16 protein-coding genes are annotated in these 18,701 nt (G+C 39.5%); 11 read left to right on the top strand and 5 right to left on the bottom strand.

Annotated elements, in window-relative coordinates; all coding sequences use genetic code 11:
* The first annotated feature begins 391 nt into the window (after positions 1–391).
* Complete coding sequence (locus ESZ39_RS09105; RefSeq protein ID WP_191321740.1) at positions 392–1,114, top strand: CHASE domain-containing protein; 723 nt, start codon at positions 392–394, stop codon at positions 1,112–1,114.
* A gap of 184 nt (positions 1,115–1,298) precedes the next feature.
* Entirely contained in the window at positions 1,299–3,965 is a 2,667-nt protein-coding gene (locus tag ESZ39_RS09100; protein WP_146879601.1) for an EAL domain-containing protein, read from the top strand.
* Between the two features lie 141 nt (positions 3,966–4,106).
* Here ESZ39_RS09100 and ESZ39_RS09095 read toward each other — a convergent pair whose 3' ends face one another.
* The 3 genes from ESZ39_RS09095 to ESZ39_RS09085 form a co-directional block, all read right to left on the bottom strand.
* Complete coding sequence (locus tag ESZ39_RS09095) at positions 4,107–4,796, bottom strand: glucosaminidase domain-containing protein (RefSeq protein ID WP_146879600.1); 690 nt, start codon at positions 4,794–4,796, stop codon at positions 4,107–4,109.
* Between the two features lie 412 nt (positions 4,797–5,208).
* Positions 5,209–6,570, bottom strand: a complete 1,362-nt coding sequence (locus ESZ39_RS09090) for a Do family serine endopeptidase (RefSeq protein ID WP_146879599.1) — start codon at positions 6,568–6,570, stop codon at positions 5,209–5,211.
* Between the two features lie 118 nt (positions 6,571–6,688).
* Positions 6,689–7,153, bottom strand: coding sequence for a YhcB family protein (locus ESZ39_RS09085; RefSeq protein ID WP_146879598.1), 465 nt, complete (start codon positions 7,151–7,153; stop codon positions 6,689–6,691).
* A 178-nt stretch (positions 7,154–7,331) separates the two neighbouring features.
* Between ESZ39_RS09085 and zapE the strand changes: the two genes are divergently transcribed.
* The 9 genes from zapE to ESZ39_RS09040 all read left to right on the top strand — a co-directional run bounded on the left by zapE (position 7,332) and on the right by ESZ39_RS09040 (position 15,709).
* Positions 7,332–8,447, top strand: a complete 1,116-nt coding sequence (zapE, locus tag ESZ39_RS09080) for a cell division protein ZapE (protein WP_146879597.1) — start codon at positions 7,332–7,334, stop codon at positions 8,445–8,447.
* Positions 8,448–8,542: 95 nt separating this feature from the next.
* Positions 8,543–9,514, top strand: coding sequence for a hypothetical protein (locus ESZ39_RS09075; RefSeq protein ID WP_146879596.1), 972 nt, complete (start codon positions 8,543–8,545; stop codon positions 9,512–9,514).
* A gap of 232 nt (positions 9,515–9,746) precedes the next feature.
* Positions 9,747–10,175: a 50S ribosomal protein L13 gene (gene rplM, locus ESZ39_RS09070; RefSeq protein ID WP_146879595.1), complete on the top strand. Its 429-nt coding sequence runs from the start codon at positions 9,747–9,749 to the stop codon at positions 10,173–10,175.
* A gap of 3 nt (positions 10,176–10,178) precedes the next feature.
* Complete coding sequence (gene rpsI, locus ESZ39_RS09065) at positions 10,179–10,571, top strand: 30S ribosomal protein S9 (RefSeq protein ID WP_146879594.1); 393 nt, start codon at positions 10,179–10,181, stop codon at positions 10,569–10,571.
* 1,343 nt (positions 10,572–11,914) lie between these two features.
* Entirely contained in the window at positions 11,915–12,505 is a 591-nt protein-coding gene (petA, locus tag ESZ39_RS09060; protein WP_146879593.1) for a ubiquinol-cytochrome c reductase iron-sulfur subunit, read from the top strand.
* Positions 12,505–13,773: a cytochrome b gene (locus tag ESZ39_RS09055; RefSeq protein WP_146879592.1), complete on the top strand. Its 1,269-nt coding sequence runs from the start codon at positions 12,505–12,507 to the stop codon at positions 13,771–13,773. The genes petA and ESZ39_RS09055 overlap by 1 nt, the downstream gene beginning before the upstream one ends.
* Positions 13,770–14,468 (top strand): cytochrome c1, encoded by a 699-nt coding sequence (locus ESZ39_RS09050; RefSeq protein WP_146879591.1) that lies wholly within the window; start codon positions 13,770–13,772, stop codon positions 14,466–14,468. The genes ESZ39_RS09055 and ESZ39_RS09050 overlap by 4 nt, the downstream gene beginning before the upstream one ends.
* A 96-nt stretch (positions 14,469–14,564) precedes the next feature.
* Entirely contained in the window at positions 14,565–15,206 is a 642-nt protein-coding gene (sspA, locus tag ESZ39_RS09045) for a stringent starvation protein SspA (protein WP_146879590.1), read from the top strand.
* 11 nt (positions 15,207–15,217) lie between these two features.
* Positions 15,218–15,709, top strand: coding sequence for a ClpXP protease specificity-enhancing factor (locus ESZ39_RS09040; RefSeq protein ID WP_223270311.1), 492 nt, complete (start codon positions 15,218–15,220; stop codon positions 15,707–15,709).
* A gap of 81 nt (positions 15,710–15,790) precedes the next feature.
* Here the strand turns inward: ESZ39_RS09040 and hemL are convergent, their stop codons facing one another.
* A complete protein-coding gene (gene hemL / locus ESZ39_RS09035) occupies positions 15,791–17,074 on the bottom strand; it encodes a glutamate-1-semialdehyde 2,1-aminomutase (RefSeq protein ID WP_146879589.1) in 1,284 nt (427 codons plus the stop codon).
* Between the two features lie 45 nt (positions 17,075–17,119).
* Positions 17,120–18,130 carry an aspartate carbamoyltransferase gene (locus tag ESZ39_RS09030; RefSeq protein WP_223270310.1) on the bottom strand — a complete coding sequence of 337 codons (1,011 nt, stop codon included), beginning with the start codon at positions 18,128–18,130 and terminating at the stop codon, positions 17,120–17,122.
* Between the last annotated feature and the right edge of the window lie 571 nt (positions 18,131–18,701).

The raw sequence follows: 18,701 nt of genomic DNA, 5'->3' as shown, positions 1-18,701 counted from the left end.
TAAAATAAGCCACTACGGCGTTATTTATTTACTCATTATCGCGGCATGGATGCCGTTTATTAAACAATGCAGGCCCTATTGTCTTGAACAGTGAGTTATTAAAATAAATGCCTTATATTGGGTTGTTTTCTCTGCATATAAAGTAGGCCACCTAATTAATCAAATTGGTATTATACCAATTTGATTAAGGGCCACTTCAGCGCTATATCTATTCTGCATCGAGCTAAATCAGGCAACTCATTTTTTCAGTTAATAATGGTAACAAAAATTTTAATCACCATTATTAGCTAATACAGTAAAGCAAACTTATGCTATTGTGGCTGAATATAAGGTAAAAAATTGATGAAATTCAAAGTGCTATTTGTAATTTTCATGCCTAATGGAGCCGCTGTTGAAACCATTTGATCAGCAAGAATCACCGCAGAAAGATATTCATCCATCAAAGCCTTCTCGTTTTGGTGTGTCAGGTAAATTTTTATTTTTTCTCACCTTAATTATTGGTTTGCTATTTTTACTTAGCAATATTTACATCTCCAACGTGGCTGATGAGCGCAATAGTATACTTAAGCAAAAACTTGCGTTGATGGCTGACAAGATTGAAGACAGTATTGAATCACGGCTATTTATGCTCGATGAGCTTGAGTCTTATGTGCAGGTATCACCGGAACTTGATCAGTCTGATTTTGAAGTGTTTGCACATACTATGTTTGAACGCGACCCAAGTTTGCGTAGCCTGCAATTGGCGCGTAATAGTGTCTTATCACATATTTATCCTTTGACCAATAATAAAGCGGCTTTGGGGCATGATCTGCTGGCCGATGAAAATCGAAAAGCGGACGTATTATTGGCTTATCAGAGTAATGCCGCCACTATTTCAGGCCCCTTAAATTTGCGACAGGGCGGGCTCGCTTTAGTGGTTCGTCAACCGGTTAATATAAAAAATAATGCTAATCAGAGCACACAAAGCTGGGGCTTAAGCATCTTGCTCTTAGATTGGGATGAGTTATTGCAAGAGACCGATCTATTGAGTTTGGCAGGTGAGCAAAGTCTCGCATTACGTAAACAAGTAGGTAATACCAATCCCATTAAGTTATTGCTCACTTGTACTAGTTAAAATAGCTCAATGCTGTGTTGCTCTCAATCCCAATAGCCAGCTATTGCTCAATCGAGCGCCTTACCTTGAGTTATTTTTCCTGCGCACAACAAGATCACAAACTTAATGGAACTGGTATAACATATGGCAGCCAGCATTTTGGGGCAATAATGACTTGTTTGCTGAGGCAGAAAAAACAGCCTTAATGGTTGATATTGACTTACCCAATAGTGTTTGGCAGTTGGTGATAAAACAAGACACTAAACCGTTAACGCTAATATCAAATATTGTAATTTTAGCCTGCATGGCGATGGTATTGTTGATCTATTTTTTTAGACAAATGCTTTATAAGTTAACCTGGACTGGCCCAGCAGCACTGGCTGGAAGTTTTATTTTACTTTGCGCTGTCATCATAGGCCTAAGCTACTATTCAATCAATAATGAGCAACGTCAGCAATTACTCGAAAAAGCAGAAATTATTCGGGTCGATATTCGTAAACGCTTAAAAGGTAGTCTTAATTATATTGGGCTATTAACTATGGCACGTACATCAGATAACTTAACCCGTGAGGAATTTCAACAGCGAGCGAGTCACTATGTCAGTACCCATCCAGAGTTGATCAATATTACTTGGATTGATGCGCAATTTATCATTGGTAACGTAGCTCCCCTAGCAGGAAACGAACAAATTATTGGTCTTAAAATTGATCTTAAAGAACCTCGCCGTGCATCTCGCTTAGCGAAAGAGTTACGCTTGCCGATATACACTCAGCCATTTGTTGCTATTCAGGGGCCTGCATCTTTTGAGGTTTGGGTGCCAGTTTATCGTGGCAATGAATTTATGGGCTTATTTGCTGGGGTTTATTCAGTACCCAATTTACTTAAAACTGTGGTTAATCATGAATTTTTACATCAATTTGGCGTTAGCATGATCACTAATGATGGTCAGGTGGTTGATCGGAGTTTATTAAAAGATAATGAGGACATACGTTTTAGCCAAACCGTAGCATTGTCGCCACCGGGCTATAATATTGCCCTGCGACTTGAACGTTATCAAAGTCAGTTGTGGCGTTGGGATATGATCGTGTTGTCGTTACTAGCCTTTAGTTTAGCTATTGGCGTTTTTTGGATCATGTTTATATTATTGCGGGCTCGTACCGAGTTGCAACAGCGCTATCAACAACTCAGTGAAGCACAGGGCGCTTTATTTCGCGAGAAAGAGTTGTCTCAGGTTACCTTATTATCGATTGGTGAGGGCGTGATCACTATGGACATAAACGGTAAGATCAATAATCTCAATCCAGTTGCTGAAACTATTACCCAATGGTCATCACAAGAGGCTGAAGGGCAATTGCTATATCAGGTGATGCCTTTATTGGATATGACTAATCAACACTCGATGGAAGAAAGCTTATTAAATTGCATTGACGAGGCGATGTCTGGCGACAGCTCTTCAACCATGGGTTTATTAAAAAGTGCACAAAAGTATAGTTTACGATGCACTGTGACGTCGATTAAAAATAAACTAGGTCAGGCCATCGGTTGTGTGCTGATTTTGCATGACATCACAGAGATGCATTTAATTACGCAAAAGTTAGAGCATAGAGCTAAACATGACTCGCTAACTGGCTTAGTCAATCGCATGGAATTTGAAGAACGGCTTGAACATGCTGTCTCCGTTGCTAGTACGGATGATTGCCAACACAGCTTGCTGTACATTGATTTAGACCAATTTAAAATAGTTAATGATACTTGTGGGCATTTAGCGGGTGATGAGTTGTTAGTGCAATTGACTTCACTCTTGCAAGCACACATAAGAGCCAGTGACACCTTAGCTCGATTAGGCGGCGACGAGTTTGGTGTGCTATTGATGAATTGTGCTTTACCACAGGCTGAAAATACGGCTGAAATATTACGCCAACAAGTGGATGAATTTCGCTTTATATGGCATGACAAAAGTTTTTCTTTAGGGCTCAGTATTGGTTTAGTTGTTATCGATAAAAATACAGAAAACCACAGCCAGAGCTTAAGTACCGCAGATGTGGCTTGTTATATGGCTAAAGATGGCGGTCGCAATCGTGTACATGTGTATACCGAAGATGATGAAGAAACATCAAGGCGCCATGGCGAAATGCACTGGGTAGCTCGCATTACTGCGGCATTGGAAAACGACAGTTTTGTACTCTATCGTCAAACCATACTGCCACTGGGGGAAATTCAAGCTGGCACGCACTACGAGCTATTACTACGTTTGCAAGCTGATGATGGCACACTGGTTGGCCCGGGGGCATTTTTACCTGCGGCTGAGCGCTATAATATGATGATCCAGATCGATCGTTGGGTATTTAATTCCGCGCTTAAATTTTTCCAGCAATTCCCTGATGAACTCAATGAGTTATTGCTTTGTAGTATCAATATTTCTGCCCAATCTTTGAGTGATGAGGCGTTTTTAGTGTTTCTAAAAAGTAGCTTAGAAGCTTATCCTCAATGGTGTGATAAACTCTGTTTTGAGATTACAGAAACCTCAGCGATAAGAAATATACAACAAGCTAAGCGCTTTATCAGTACCCTTAAAGCCTTGGGGTGCCGTTTTGCCCTAGATGATTTTGGTTCAGGTATGTCTTCTTTTGGTTACTTGAAAAACTTGCCGGTGGATTACTTAAAAATCGATGGTAGTTTTGTCAAAGACTGTGCTCGAGACCCCGTCGATTTAGCGATGGTAAAATCAGTTAATGATGTTGGCCACGTTATGGATATGCAAACCATCGCTGAGTGGGTTGAAGATGAGCAGACGCTAGCTGTATTGAAGACCTTGGGAGTAAATTATGTTCAGGGATATGCGGTTGGAAAACCGCAACCGCTGCGCGAATAACTCAAAATATTAGCGCGTGAGCTATAACAGCATCATCAATGGTTGTTATAGCACTTATATTTATTTTCGCGCTAAAATTTGGTCGACAATACTTGAATTAAGCATTAGTTGCATTAAGTATTAGTTGAATTAAGCGGTGCTTTAGTTAATCGCATCCAGTTGATGAAATTTATTAAACTTAATAATTGAGGTTAATTCATGTCCATATTCTGCACCTTTTTCAGAATAACGGTCTAATTTTTTAACTAAAGCAAATGGGTCATCAGTTTTCATTTTTAATTTTCTAAACTCTTTAAAGGCACGACCACGTGCAATGGTTCGATAATAGTCGCTAACAGAGGCTTTTATTGATGAGTATTCTTTGACCCAAATAGTTTTATCACCCCGTTTTTGAAGGGCAGCAATTCTGGGTTCATCTTCATCAAACGACCAAACACCAAAGATATTATAAGCTTCTCTAAAGAAGCGAGACGTTGCCCAAGAGCTTTCCATCGCTGCTTGTGCAATTGCAATACTTTTAGGGTGCGGTTTCAGTGCCATTAAAAGTTCAGCATCGCTTTTTGCTTTATATTCTACTTTCAGCTTGGCTATTTCTTCGCTATGACTACCTGATTCCAGTGATGTTGAAACCTCGTTATATCGCAGCATAAGATCAGCATAGACATCGTTTACTGCTGGAATAATGAGTGCTTTAAATCTGGCTTTTTTCTCTTGTACTGTCATTTTTGGCAGCGTGCTATCTTTTGACGAGTAGAAATAAATGACAGTGGATAATACAAATATGGCAATAAGTGCGGCCAATACCTTTGACTGGAAAGAAGTTAATTTCATAAAAAGCCTTAGTTGAAGTATAAAAAAGAAGTGAACTATAATAACACATAACTTGCCCTGTCGAAAAATCGCTCATTTAGCTGAGCGTCAAAGCTAGTGGTTAATATCAAGTTGATCACTTAATTAATCAACTTGGTATAATACCAATCCCATTAAGTTATTGCTCACTTGTACTAGTTAAAATAGTTCAAGGCTGTGTTGCTCTCAATCCCAATAGCCAGCTATTGCTCAATCGAGCGCCTTACCTTGAGTTATTTTTCCTGCGTACAACAAGATCACAAACTTAATGGAACTGGTATAAGTACTATAAAAAAGCCTGTCGTTTGACAGGCTTAGGCTTAGTTTTTAAGCTGGTTCTTAGGATTTAATAAACGGCTATCAGAAAATAATGAAAATCCCTAAGATAAAAGTATTAGCGAATCATCAAGAATAATGACGCATTGTTCCGCTGCACATTGAGTGCAAAAACGCCCTTATGATCACTTAAGTAACTACGTAGTTCACCAATGTTATTAATGCGTTGGCGATTAATACCATTAATAACATCGCCTTTGCGCAAGCCTACTGCAGCAGCAGGACTGTTTTCAGCAACTTCAGCAACACTGATAGCATTACTTTGACTGTTGTTTTCTAGTTCAGCACCATCGAGCATAGGGTGTAAACTCGCCGCTTCGATATTAGCCATGTCAGCTTTTTTCAAAGTAACGTCATAGGTTCTCTCTTTACCGTCTTTTCTGATAACGGTAATTTTTATGGTTTGCCCAGCGCCAATGGAGCCAATTTTACCCCTAAGTGCGTTAAAGGTTTTAATCATTTTGCCATTAATTTTAATAATAACATCACCGGCACGAATACCGGCTTCATCAGCGGCTGAATCTGGCATTACTTGTTCGACAAAGCCACCCTGGTTAGTATCAAGTTCCATCGCTTTGGCAATTTCACTGGTGACACTACGGCCGGCAACACCTAAAACGCCGCGTCGTACTTCGCCAAACTCAATGATTTGGTTAACCAAGTTTTCTACCATGTTACTTGGAATGGCAAAACCAATACCAACATTGCCACCATTAGGGCCTAAAATAGCGGTGTTGATACCGATAAGTTCACCACGTAAATTGATTAAAGCGCCACCTGAGTTACCGCTATTGATCGCGGCATCGGTTTGAATGAAATCTTCATAGTTTTCAACGTTTAGACCACTGCGACCTAAGGCGCTGACAATACCAGAGGTAACGGTTTGACCTAAGCCAAATGGGCTACCTATAGCAACAGCAAAATCGCCAACTCGTATGTTGTCAGAGTCGGCTATTTTTACTGCAACAAGGTCATCGGCTACTATCTGCAATAAAGCGATATCACTGGCCTCATCACCACCAATTTTTTTAGCATCAAGTTGGCGGCCGTCTTTTAAAGTGATTTGGATTTCGTCAGCATCATTAACCACATGGCTGTTGGTCACAATATAGCCTTTGTCAGCGTCAAGAATGACACCTGAACCTAAACCACGAAATTGTCGCTCTTTTTGTTGGCCTTGGCCCTGTCGTGGGTTACCAAAAAAAAACTTGAAGGCTTCTGGCACACGCTGTTCAACTTCATGGGTGCCACGTACTGAAATGAGTACAACCCCTGGTGTTACTTGTTCTAACATAGGTGCAAGACTAGGCATATTTTGCCCATTGAACGATGGAGGTAATTTAGCCTGCGCAGGTAGACTTACCATGGCAATTGTTAAGGAAAGTAAGACAATATTGATTAAAGCTGATAAATTCTTCATGAAACAGAAAACTCCTAATTAAAGTACTTAAAAGCAACAGGATTGTTTTTTAAATAAATCAGTTAAACAAGCCTGCTGCGGTCACTCAATTAAAGACCTGTAATAAAAAGATTAGTTCCTAATTATTTTTTTCAGTATTTGTAGCATTATATTTTTTATCATCAAATAAGCCACTGGGTGCGCCGGAATAATCTAGCGGAGGCTCTGATGCAGTTTCGTCATTTTTACGGAGATTTTTGTCGTGTCGTAAGTTCACTGTCTGCGCTAATTGCTCTTGAGTTTCTTTAGAGAAAAACGGCATGTTTTCAATATTATCAGGGGTTACTTGTTGCAACAGCTGGGTGCTTTGAGCCATTTGAGCCATAGCGACTTGGCATGTACTGTTCATTTGCTCTAGCAACTTGGCTGAGTTTGCAAGGTGATCTGCTACGTCAAGTTTATAGCGTGCTAATTCTGCTTCACTTTGGCTGGCTTTAGTCGCAAGTTTTTGTGTTTCTTGTGCCGATGAAAAAAGCGTTCTGTTAGCAAAAAAACCGACAATTGCGCCAACGATAAATAGCCCGAGCCCTAAAACAACATTCATATTTCTTTACCTTCATTGTATTAATGGAAAAAATTAGAGAAAATAAGCTTCAATTCAATTCAATATAACGTGCTTCACGCTACTTACCTAATGAATATATTTGTAAAAAATAATATTTCAAGTGTAATGGGTCTAAACGTTATAAAAATAAAGTCAGCATTAATTAAATGGCAGTTAAATGATTAAATTATCTCCAATTGGAAAGTATAGACAAGATTTAACCCGCGATGACTTTCTTTTTGACGCGGCACAAGAAAATGCAGTTAAAAATTTACAACGTCTGTATGACGATTTGATTACACAACCTTTACCGGTAACAGGCTTTAAAAAGGTGTTTAATCGCTGGAAGCGTGTGGTAAAAAAGCCAGAGGTTAAACTGATAAGGGGGATTTATTTTTGGGGTGGTGTTGGCCGTGGTAAAACCTATCTCGTTGACACCTTTTATGATGGTTTACCGTTCAGCAATAAAATGCGGGTGCATTTTCACCGCTTTATGCATCGTGTACATGAAGAATTAAAGTTACTGCAAGGGCAGTCTGACCCACTAAAAATTATTGCTAAACGCTTTGCCGATGAAACCTGTATTATTTGCTTTGATGAGTTTTTTGTTTCAGACATTACCGATGCAATGATTTTAGGCACTTTATTTGAAGAGTTATTTGCCCACAATGTCACGCTGGTCGCGACATCAAATATTATTCCAGATGACTTATATCGCAATGGCTTACAGCGTGAACGTTTCCTGCCGGCAATAAAACTCATTAACCAATGTTGCGATATTATCAACGTCGACAGTGGTGTTGATTATCGTCTTCGAACTTTGGAGCAAGCAGAAATCTTTCATTTTCCTTTGGACCAACAAGCCGATGAAAATTTAAAGCACTACTTTCAAAGCTTATCACTTGAAGCAGGTAAAAAAGACCAGCTTATTGAAATTAATAATCGCCCATTACCAACGGTTCAAGAATCAGATGGCGTAGTGCACTTTGAGTTTTCAACCTTATGTGAATCTGCCCGTAGTCAAAGTGATTATATGGAAATAAGCCGTTTATATCACACGGTGTTATTAGCTAATGTTACGCAAATGGGTGTTGACAACGATGACAGCACTCGGCGCTTTATTGCCTTGATAGATGAATTTTATGAGCGTAATGTTAAATTAATAATATCGGCAGAAGTCGCATTAGAGTGCTTATATGTTAACGGTCGTTTAAGCTTTGAATTTAAGCGTTGTTTGAGTCGCCTGCAAGAAATGCAGTCGCATAGTTATTTAGCCAGTGAGCATTTGCCGTAATAAATATGTTTTACTAATAACATATACTTATACCATTTGATTAATTCATCAAATGGTAATAAGTTGTTTTTAAATTGAAATGGAGTTCATCAAAAATGATTAAAAAGCATATTATTAGCTTAAGCGTAGTCTTTATGACCTTACTTTCGCTAAATGCACTGGCTGAAATATCGGCCAATCCGTTTAGAGCTTCTGTTAAAATAACCGCAAAATATATCCCAAAAGCCATTGTTACTATGTGGCAGAGTGAACATTTGATTTGGCGGGCTCAGTTATTTAACGCAGCGTGTGGGGGCAATACTCAAGCGGTCAAACACGCAATTAATGCGAGTTTTTCATTAGTGAATCAAGTCATTATTGATCAAGCGATCATAAACCATGAGTTAATTGACAAAAACGCTAAACTGATATTGCAAGATAGTAATAAGTTGTATTATCGCATTTTTAGCCGAGTATATGCCTATGCTTATACAAAGCGACTGCGAATAATTCAGCAATATCACCCTGAAGTTAGTGCAGATTTATGTGCGCATGCTGAGAAAATTTCACAACAATATCCGCCTGATAATCTGCCCATATTACCTTGGCAAATAACGCATCAAACTGGGTTTAAAGCATGGCAAGCAGATTTATTTTCAATGCGTGTGGTTAATTGGCATTTTGTTACGGCCTTTATTAACCGACAAAAATCTTTTGCTCACATTATGGACGCAGAAATTTATGCCATGATGCAACAAGATAAAAAGGCCATCAGTGCATTTGCTGATATTAGCGCTAGCTATCAATATAAGCATTTATTAATGAAAGAAATAACTCAAGCTTACAGGCAAGTAAAGGGTAAAAAATTACCTGATAAGCTTTGGCGAGCAAGTTATGCACAAGCAGCCAGTTTATTGGCAAACCATGCCTACAAGCTGGCAACTATGTCAGCACTTACGCAAATTAAAGCGCTTTATCCCGAGCTATATCAAGGTATTGAAACTCACGCTAGTCGTTATATCAAATTGCAACTGAGTAATTTACCAGCCAGTAAATTACAGCTAGATAAAGTGTTTAACAGGCGCTAGTAGCGATTTTTGTTAATTTCGTTTGTCTTGTAGAGAAAGATCACAGATTAGGCGTGATCTTTTACGTATTGTTCTGTATAATCCGGCCTCCCTACGTTACAAAGCCTGTTCTTTTTCCAGAGGACCGGCAACGGACTCGATGCTCGAAGGGGCAATGGCGTAGTCTTTAACGGATAACTTGAGGTTTTCTTAGGTTATTATTTAAGTAACATTTATATAATTGGGTTTTTTAATGAAAACTTTTGTAGCTAAACCAGAGAGCGTACAACGCGAATGGTTCTTAGTGGACGCCGAAAATAAAACTTTAGGCCGTATCGCTACTGAAATTGCAAGCCGTTTGCGCGGTAAGCATAAAGCAGAATTTACTCCTCATGTAGATACTGGCGATTACATCGTTGTTATCAATGCTGAGAAAGTAAAAGTAACTGGTAATAAAGCGAAGGGTAAAATTTACTACTCGCATACAGAATTTGTTGGTGGTCTTAAGCAAATTAGCTTTGAAAAGCTAATCGAAAAAGCTCCAGAGCGCGTTATTGAATTCGCAGTTAAGGGTATGTTACCTAAAGGTCCTTTAGGTCGTGAAATGTTCCGTAAGCTTAAAGTTTACGCGGGTACTGAACATAAACATACTGCACAACAACCACAACTTTTGGAGCTGTAAGTCATGGCTGATAATCAATATTACGGTACTGGTCGTCGCAAGAGCTCAACTGCTCGTGTGTTCATGAAAGCTGGTAACGGTGCAATCACAATTAACAAACGTGACATTTCTGTATACTTTGGCCGTGAAACGGCTCGTATGGTTGTTCGTCAACCATTAGAATTAGTTGAAATGTTAGAAAAATTTGACTTTAACATCACGGTTACAGGTGGTGGTATTTCTGGTCAAGCTGGCGCAATTCGTCACGGTATTACTCGTGCATTAATGGAGTTTGATGAAACTTTACGTGGTGCTCTACGTACTGCTGGTTTTGTTACTCGTGATGCTCGTAAAGTTGAACGTAAGAAAGTTGGTCTACACAAGGCTCGTAAAAAGCCACAATTTTCAAAACGTTAATATTTACGTTATGTTATTTCAAAAGCCGGCTTCTGCCGGTTTTTTTATGTACAGCATTTAGGATATGCGAAAATCATATGGCTGTTTTATACTGCCGTATTTTTTCACTTTAACCATTAACAATGAGCAGGTAATTAATCAACTTGGTATTATGCCAATTTGATTAATTAAGTGATCTACTTTTTCATGAGGAAAAATGGATAAATACAAGGCATAAAATTTAGTCAGTAGTTATTCTACTTATAAATTTTATAACGCTGTAGTTATTCATTTTAACCATTAAAAATGAGCAGGTAATTAATCAACTTGGTATTATACCAGTTCCATTAAGTTTGTGATCTTGTTGTGCGCAGGAAAAATAACTCAAGGTAAGGCGCTCGATTGAGCAATAGCTGGCTATTGGGATTGAGAGCAACACAGCCTTGAGCTATTTAACTAGTACAAGTGAGCAATAACTTAATGGGATTGGTATTACATCCTTGTAAGGGCATGACTTTAGCGCACGAGTACAGCCACGTACGTCGTTATGAAAGAGTGGTAATGGCAAAAATTTTCTTGCTGTTACACATTACGAGCTCTCTACCCAAGCAATAAATTAACTGTTCACTATGCTAATGCTCGACATAATTAGCCCATTTGTTATGAGCATCTATATACGCGGGTAATTGCTTAATAATATGATACTGCGTCGTTTTAACGGCTAAAGCCATATAAGCCTCAATCAAGCACAGATACAAGCGATTGCTTGATAATATGCTGCGGCATTGTTTTAACGATTTACAGCCACCTAGCTTCAATTAAGCGCATTAGCTGCAGGGATGTAGGTACTTATGTTTAGTCTCAAACCATAAAACTGTGTATTTGACTATCTATTCCTATTTTCCTCACTGAATTTTCCTTAATTGGCATAATGTAGCGGGGTACTTTAATTAACAAATCAGTTTAAAAATACAAAGTCACCTTTAGCTGAGCTTTATGCCATCAATATGAAGATCGTTCCACCCAATTTCTCAGTAAACCTTCAACTAACAGGGAGGTATTTTTTCTTTTTAACAAAGAGCTGATCACTTAAAGCCGAGCGTTATTTTATTGCAACTTGCAAGGTAATAAATGAATAAATACGAATAGTTTTTATTCATTGGGTGTGTGGTTAAAATAATTGCCTTTTATTTGCATAAACCTACCTTGAAAGGGTTAATTGGCTTGTAAAAAACCAGGGTTTTCTTTATTATCAGAGCAATTTTTTTATCGTTGATTTAGTCGATCAACAATCTGCACCATAACTGGGTAATCTTCTTAGTTAAGTGTCGTTGTATTAGCTAGATAATAATTGGAGAGTTTGAATGAGCAATGCGCCTGTTAACAACGGTCGTCGACGCTTTTTAACTGCGGCTACTTCGGTAGTCGGTGGTATTGGTGTTGTCGGTGTGGCTGTGCCTTTCATTGGTTCTTGGAACCCTAGCGCTCGTGCGAAAGCTGCAGGTGCGCCAGTAGAAGTCAATGTAAGTAAAATAGAGCCTGGTCAATTAATTCGTGCTGAATGGCGCGGTAAACCAGTGTATGTTGTGCGAAGAACAGAAGAAATTCTTTCTGGTTTAAGTACGCATAATGACCAATTAAAAGATCCACAATCAGAAGTACCACAACAACCTGCTTATGCTACCAACGCATATCGCTCAATTAAGCCTGATATTTTGGTGGCACTGGGTGTATGTACGCATCTAGGTTGTGCTCCTACGCACCATAAAGGTGATTTTGAACAACATGTTGCTGGCGTTAAAAATGGTTTTTTCTGCCCTTGTCATGGTTCTAAGTTTGATATGGCTGGTCGTGTATTCCAAAGTGTACCAGCGCCAACTAACTTAATGGTGCCAGAACATTCATTCCCTACCGAAGACATCCTGTTAATTGGTGTGTCTGGAGGAGAAGCATAATGTCTTTTAAGCTAATGGATTGGATCGAACAGCGTTTACCTGTAATGAACGCAATGAACAAACACGTTACACAATACCCAGCACCAAAGAATTTTAACTTTTGGTATGTATTTGGTATTTTAGCGAGTGTTGTTTTAGTTAACCAGTTGTTAACCGGCGTATGGTTAACAATGAGCTACGAACCATCAGGTGACGGTGCCTTTGCTTCTGTAGAATATATTATGCGTGATGTCGACTATGGTTGGCTATTACGTTATATGCACTCAACGGGTGCATCAGCATTTTTTGTCGTTATTTATATGCATATGTTCCGTGGCATGATGTATGGCTCTTATCAAAAACCTCGCGAATTATTGTGGTTGTTTGGTATGCTAATTTTCTTAGTGTTAATGGCTGAAGCTTTTATGGGCTACTTATTACCTTGGGGTAATATGTCGTACTGGGGCGCACAAGTTATTATCTCTATCTTTGGTGCTATTCCGATCATCGGTGATGATTTAACGCTGTGGATACGTGGTGATTACGTGATATCCGGGGCAACACTAAACCGTTTCTTTGCCTTACACGTTATTGCTTTACCATTAGTATTAGTGGTGTTAGTTTTCTTACATATTTTAGCGCTACATGAAGTGGGTTCAAACAATCCTGACGGCACTAATATTAAAAAACCTAAAGGCAGCGTGGCTCCTGAAGAGTTAAGTCAATTTACCTTTCATGAACAGTATACTAAAAAGTATGACATCGTTGATGCGATACCTTTTCATCCCTATTACACCGTAAAAGATTTGGTCGCTATTGTGATCTTCTTAATTATATTTTGTGGGGTTATGTTCTTTGCGCCAGAAGGTGGTGGTTACTTTATAGAAGCGCCAAACTTTCAGCCTGCTAATGGCCTGAAAACGCCAGAACATATAGCACCTGTATGGTACTTTGGTCCTTTTTATACCATTTTACGTATTATTCCTGATAAGCTTTTAGGTGCTGTGGGTATGTTTGGTGCGATTATCGCCTTATTCATGTTGCCTTGGTGTGACCGTGGCGTGGTTAAATCAATACGTTACCGTTGTACTGCTCATACAGTAAACTTAGTACAGTTCGCTATTTGTTTTATCATCTTAGGTGTTTTGGGTACTTTACCTGCGTCACCACTTTATAATATGATTGGTGTTGTGGCGAGTTTTGGTTACTTTGGCTTTTTCGTTGCTATCTGGATTTATAGTAAAAATGAAAAAACTAAGCCAGTTCCGGATAGGGTGACAGGAGAATGAAGAAATTTATTTTAGCAGTATTAGTTATGCTACCTATGCTCGCTACGGCGGCTGGACCTAGCATACCATTAGATGAAGCTAATAATGACTTACGTGATAAAGCTTCGTTAAAACGTGGTTTTGAAGCTTTTATTAATAATTGTTTAGCTTGTCACCAGTTGCAATATCAGCGTTATAACCGTACGTTCGCTGATCTAGGTATTTCTGATGAAGATGGCCTAGCAAATTATATGTATACTGGTGAAAAAGTGGGTGATCATATTACCAATACTATGCCCGCTAAAGATGCGGCTAAGTGGTTTGGTGGTGCGCCACCAGATTTAACACTTGAAGCACGATATAGAAGCCCTGATTGGATTTACACCTACTTGCGATCTTTTTATGTTGATGAAAGTCGCCCGTTTGGTGTGAACAATAAAGTTTTTAAAGAGGTTGGTATGCCGCATGTACTACAAAACCTTCAGGGTATTAGTACAATAGATGAGAACGGTAACCTCTCTGAGGCCACTGGCGGTTCAATGACAGTAGTAGAATACGATAACTTTATTCGTGATTTAACCAACTTCTTGGAATATGTCGGTGAACCAAATAAACTTGAGCGTCAAGGTATAGGTTATTGGGTTATTGGTTTCCTATTTATCTTGTTGTTCTTTGCCTATTTACTGAAGAAAGAATACTGGAGAGATGTACACTAATTACAAATGTTTTGTAAAACAGTGTAAACTTTAGATATTACTGGGGGCTTTGGCCCCCTTTGTTAGTTTTTTAAATAAGAATTTTTTGGAGGCATTATGGCCATCGCCGCAAACAAACGCTCTGTTATGACTTTATATTCGCATGCAGATGACATGTATAGTCATCAAACCCGCATCGTATTGGCAGAGAAAGGTGTCGGAGTTGACATTAACTTAGTTGACTTAGCCGATTTACCTGAGGATTTACTGGATTTAAATCCTTATGGCACAGTGCCTACGTTAATTGATCGTGAATTAGCACTTTATGAAGCGTCAATCATTATTGAATATTTGGATGAACGTTTCCCACATCCACCTCTTATGCCGGTTTACCCAGTATCTCGTGGTCGTAGCCGTTTAATGATGCACCGTATTGAGCAAGACTGGTACAGTCTAGCTAAAGTTATTTACAGTGGACCTGCTGATGCAGCTGCAAAAGCTCGTCAAGAATTGAAAGAAAGCTTGCTAAGTGTTGCGCCTATCTTGAATGAAGCGCCTTACTTTATGAGTGAAGAATTCAGTTTGGTTGATTGTTACTTGGCCCCGCTATTATGGCGCTTACCTGTTATGGGTATTGAGCTTGATGGTCAAGGTTCAAAAGAATTAAAAACTTATATGTTAAGAGTGTTTGAACGTGAATCATTTCAAGCGTCATTAACTGAGTCTGAGCGTGAACTACGCTTTGGCGCACCAGTATAAAGACCTAAGTTATGACAAGTGAAATGACCTCAAATAAGCCTTATATTGTTAAGGCTTTTTATGACTGGATTTTTGATAATGGTTTAACACCTTACATTGTTGTTGATGTCAATGTTTATGGTGTTATGGTGCCGATGTCTTATGTTAATGACGGTCAAATCGTGTTAAATGTTTCACCATCAGCAGTGGGTAGTATTGCCTTGGGTGATGAAACTATCGAGCTAAGTGCACGCTTTGGTGGCAAGCTTGAAAACATGAGTATACCTTATGGCGCTGTTGCGGCTATTTATGCAAAAGAAAATGGTGCTGGCACATCGCTAGATATTGAGCACCCTGAGCCAGATGATAGTGCTGAAGCACCCGCACCATCACCGGTGAAAATATCGTCTGTAAAAGCAGTCGATAGCAAAGTAGCGCCCAAAGCGGCAGCTAAGCAGCAAAGTACTCCAGTATCAAAAGCGAAAAAACCTAGCCTGTCTGTAGTTAAAAATAAGCAAGATTAAGCAGCATAGATTTTTCGTTAACCATTAAAAAAGGTAAGCATAGTGCTTACCTTTTTTATTGTCTGTGACTAAAGAAATTGCTTACAGTTGAGCGAAACAACGATCAGCCGCGGCTAAGGTAAATTCAATTTCTGCTTCACCATGGGCTGTTGATACGAAACCAGCTTCAAATGAAGAAGGGGCAAGATAAACACCTTCTTCCAACATTAGATGAAAGAAACGTTTAAACCTTTCACCATCACATGCGGTTGCATGAGCAAAGCAAGTCACATTTTCTTCCTCAGTAAAAAAGAAGCCAAACATACCGCCAACATAATTAACGGCTAATGATACACCATTGCGTTCTGCAGCGGCTTTTAAACCCATTGCTAGCTTTTCTGTTGTAGCACTTAGTTGTTCGTGCTTACCGCCTTTAGAAAGCTCGTTTAACGACGCTAAACCGGCTGCCATGGCAATAGGATTGCCTGATAATGTGCCCGCTTGATAAACAGGACCAATAGGGGCAATGTAATCCATGATTTCTTTTTTACCACCAAAAGCACCTACTGGCATACCACCACCGATAACTTTACCTAAAGTGGTTAAATCAGGCACAATATTGTAGTGCGCTTGGGCTCCACCTAAAGCAATGCGAAAGCCAGTCATGACTTCGTCAAAAATCAACAGGCTTTTATATTGATCACATATGGCGCGTAATCCTTCCAAGAAACCTTCGACCGGCGGAACACAGTTCATATTGCCAGCAACGGGTTCAACAATGATACAAGCAATTTCATCGCCCATTTCTGCGAAAATTTCTTTTACTTCATCAAGGTTATTAAAGCTAACAGTTAACGTGTGCTTAGCAACATCTTCAGGAATGCCAGGTGAGCTTGGTACGCCCATGGTTAGCATACCTGAGCCAGCTTTGACCAATAAAGAGTCGGCATGGCCGTGATAACAACCTTCAAACTTTAATATTTTGTCACGGCCAGTAAAGCCACGCGCTAATCGTATAGAGCTCATGGTGGCTTCAGTGCCTGAACTGACCATACGTAACTTTTCCATTGAAGGAACAATTTCACGCACTTTTTCAGCCATGGTTATTTCAAGTTCTGTTGGCGCACCAAAGCTCAGTCCGTTCTGGGCAGTTTCAATCACAGCGGCAAGAATTGCTGGGTGATTATGGCCTAAAATCATCGGTCCCCATGAACCAACATAATCGACATACTGTTTACCATCAACATCAAAGATGTAGGCACCTTGGGCTTTTTTTATAAACAAGGGTGTGCCGCCCACGCCATTGAAAGCACGTACTGGAGAATTTACGCCACCAGGGATAATTTCCTGGGCTTCATTAAATAATTGCTGAGAATTTTTGGTCATAATATGCTACTCGCTGTTAAGGTAACCTAACTATTGAGGTTAAAATTAGTATTTATTGGTGTGCCAGGTTACTGGCTTTTCATAATGGCTAAGTTGGTTTTCAACCCCTAAGCTTAGGGCAAATAATGCCATACGTACCAGTACACCATTTTGAGCCTGGCGAAATATCGCTAAATTATCTAAGTCATTTAAATCGACGTCGAGTTCATTCGCTTCAGCGCGAGAGTCGCGCGGTAATGGGTGCATAATTACCGTATGTTCGTGGCAATATTGCTGATAAATCTTTCGATTCAAACTAAAGTGACCACGATACAAGTCGGCTTCATCTGTACTGGCAAAGCGCTCTTGTTGAATACGGGTTTGGTAAATAACATCGCAGGCCAAATTACCTTCAATTTTATCAGTAATCACCACTTGATGTCCGGCATTAGTCAAGGTGGCCACTATGCTATCCGGCATTTGCAAAGCTTTAGGGGCGATCATGGTGATTTTGATATTGTTATATAAGCTAATTAATTTAGACAGGGAGTGTACGGTTCTACCATGTTTAAGGTCGCCCATTAAGACAATATTTAAGCCATCTAAGCCCATGTCATAGCGCGCCATTTCTGACTGAATGGTAAATAAATCTAGCAGCGCTTGTGTTGGGTGTTCGTTCGCACCGTCGCCACCGTTAATAACTGGCACACTGCTGCCTTTAGCAAAATCAGCAACCGAGTGCATGGTGGGATGGCGCATGGCAATAACGTCAGAGTAACCACTAATAACACGTGCAGTGTCAAATAATGACTCGCCTTTTGAGAGCGAAGAGTTCTCTTGTCCAACTGTCTCTCTAACAAAACCACCTAACAAATTAAAGGCAGTACCAAAGCTAACACGAGTGCGGGTACTGGGCTCAAAAAATAAATTACTTAATATTGCCCCTTCAAGCACATGGCAGCGCTTTTTTCGCATGGCATAGGGCGCCATCAAGGTTGAAATCTCTAAAATACGGGAAATACTCTCTCTGTCGAACTGCGATACAGATAAGATATGGTTTCCTTCAAATTTCATCATGGATAATACCTGTATTATCGAAATCTTTAGCAAGGCACTGGGCTAGCTGATTTGATAATTTCATCATATAGTGGATCGTTGCTGTTGAGCCAACAACTAAAAATTGTTGCGAAATATAGCATAAAAGTTGCATGCTGAGAATGTATTATCAAGATTTGAATTAAGAAAGTGGCTGTAGTTTAGCTAAAGTATTGAGGTGATTAAACAAGATCACAGCGCCGGTAATTCAAGCTCGGTAGTGACAAGGTGAGGTGCTATTGCTCGCTAACATCAAATGGCCACGCTTAATGAGTAAATAAGTTTTATGGCTTGTTATTATGACTTGTTATTACCGCTGGTATGGCGACTTGGTATTGTGGGTAAGCCTTACTTTTACTGTTAAATTAACAGCGTAAAGTAAGGCTTAATTAACACCTGCTGCTTCAGCAAGTATAATACCAATTACATTAAGTTATTGCTCACTTGTACTAGTTAAAATAGCTCAAGGCTGTGTTGCTCTCAATCCCAATAGCCAGCTATTGCTCAATCGAGCGCCTTACCTTGAGTTATTTTTCCTGCGCACAACAAGATC

The sequence above is a fragment of the Colwellia sp. C1TZA3 genome (assembly GCF_007954265.1).
Classification (GTDB): Bacteria; Pseudomonadota; Gammaproteobacteria; order Enterobacterales; family Alteromonadaceae; genus Cognaticolwellia.
The sequence above is the reverse complement of the archived record's forward strand: the minus strand, read 5'-3'. Positions and strand labels throughout refer to the sequence as shown.

What these genes read in the sequence shown, in the direction of transcription:
- hemL (WP_146879589.1), bottom strand. Translation starts at nt 17,074, where the DNA reads ATGACCAAAAATTCTCAGCAATTATTTAATGAAGCCCAGGAAATTATC.
- sspA (WP_146879590.1), top strand. Translation starts at nt 14,565, where the DNA reads ATGGCCATCGCCGCAAACAAACGCTCTGTTATGACTTTATATTCGCAT.
- ESZ39_RS09075 (WP_146879596.1), top strand. Translation starts at nt 8,543, where the DNA reads ATGATTAAAAAGCATATTATTAGCTTAAGCGTAGTCTTTATGACCTTA.
- ESZ39_RS09100 (WP_146879601.1), top strand. Translation starts at nt 1,299, where the DNA reads ATGGTTGATATTGACTTACCCAATAGTGTTTGGCAGTTGGTGATAAAA.
- rpsI (WP_146879594.1), top strand. Translation starts at nt 10,179, where the DNA reads ATGGCTGATAATCAATATTACGGTACTGGTCGTCGCAAGAGCTCAACT.
- rplM (WP_146879595.1), top strand. Translation starts at nt 9,747, where the DNA reads ATGAAAACTTTTGTAGCTAAACCAGAGAGCGTACAACGCGAATGGTTC.
- ESZ39_RS09050 (WP_146879591.1), top strand. Translation starts at nt 13,770, where the DNA reads ATGAAGAAATTTATTTTAGCAGTATTAGTTATGCTACCTATGCTCGCT.
- ESZ39_RS09090 (WP_146879599.1), bottom strand. Translation starts at nt 6,570, where the DNA reads ATGAAGAATTTATCAGCTTTAATCAATATTGTCTTACTTTCCTTAACA.
- ESZ39_RS09030 (WP_223270310.1), bottom strand. Translation starts at nt 18,130, where the DNA reads ATGATGAAATTTGAAGGAAACCATATCTTATCTGTATCGCAGTTCGAC.
- ESZ39_RS09085 (WP_146879598.1), bottom strand. Translation starts at nt 7,153, where the DNA reads ATGAATGTTGTTTTAGGGCTCGGGCTATTTATCGTTGGCGCAATTGTC.
- zapE (WP_146879597.1), top strand. Translation starts at nt 7,332, where the DNA reads ATGATTAAATTATCTCCAATTGGAAAGTATAGACAAGATTTAACCCGC.
- ESZ39_RS09095 (WP_146879600.1), bottom strand. Translation starts at nt 4,796, where the DNA reads ATGAAATTAACTTCTTTCCAGTCAAAGGTATTGGCCGCACTTATTGCC.
- ESZ39_RS09040 (WP_223270311.1), top strand. Translation starts at nt 15,218, where the DNA reads ATGACAAGTGAAATGACCTCAAATAAGCCTTATATTGTTAAGGCTTTT.
- ESZ39_RS09055 (WP_146879592.1), top strand. Translation starts at nt 12,505, where the DNA reads ATGTCTTTTAAGCTAATGGATTGGATCGAACAGCGTTTACCTGTAATG.
- petA (WP_146879593.1), top strand. Translation starts at nt 11,915, where the DNA reads ATGAGCAATGCGCCTGTTAACAACGGTCGTCGACGCTTTTTAACTGCG.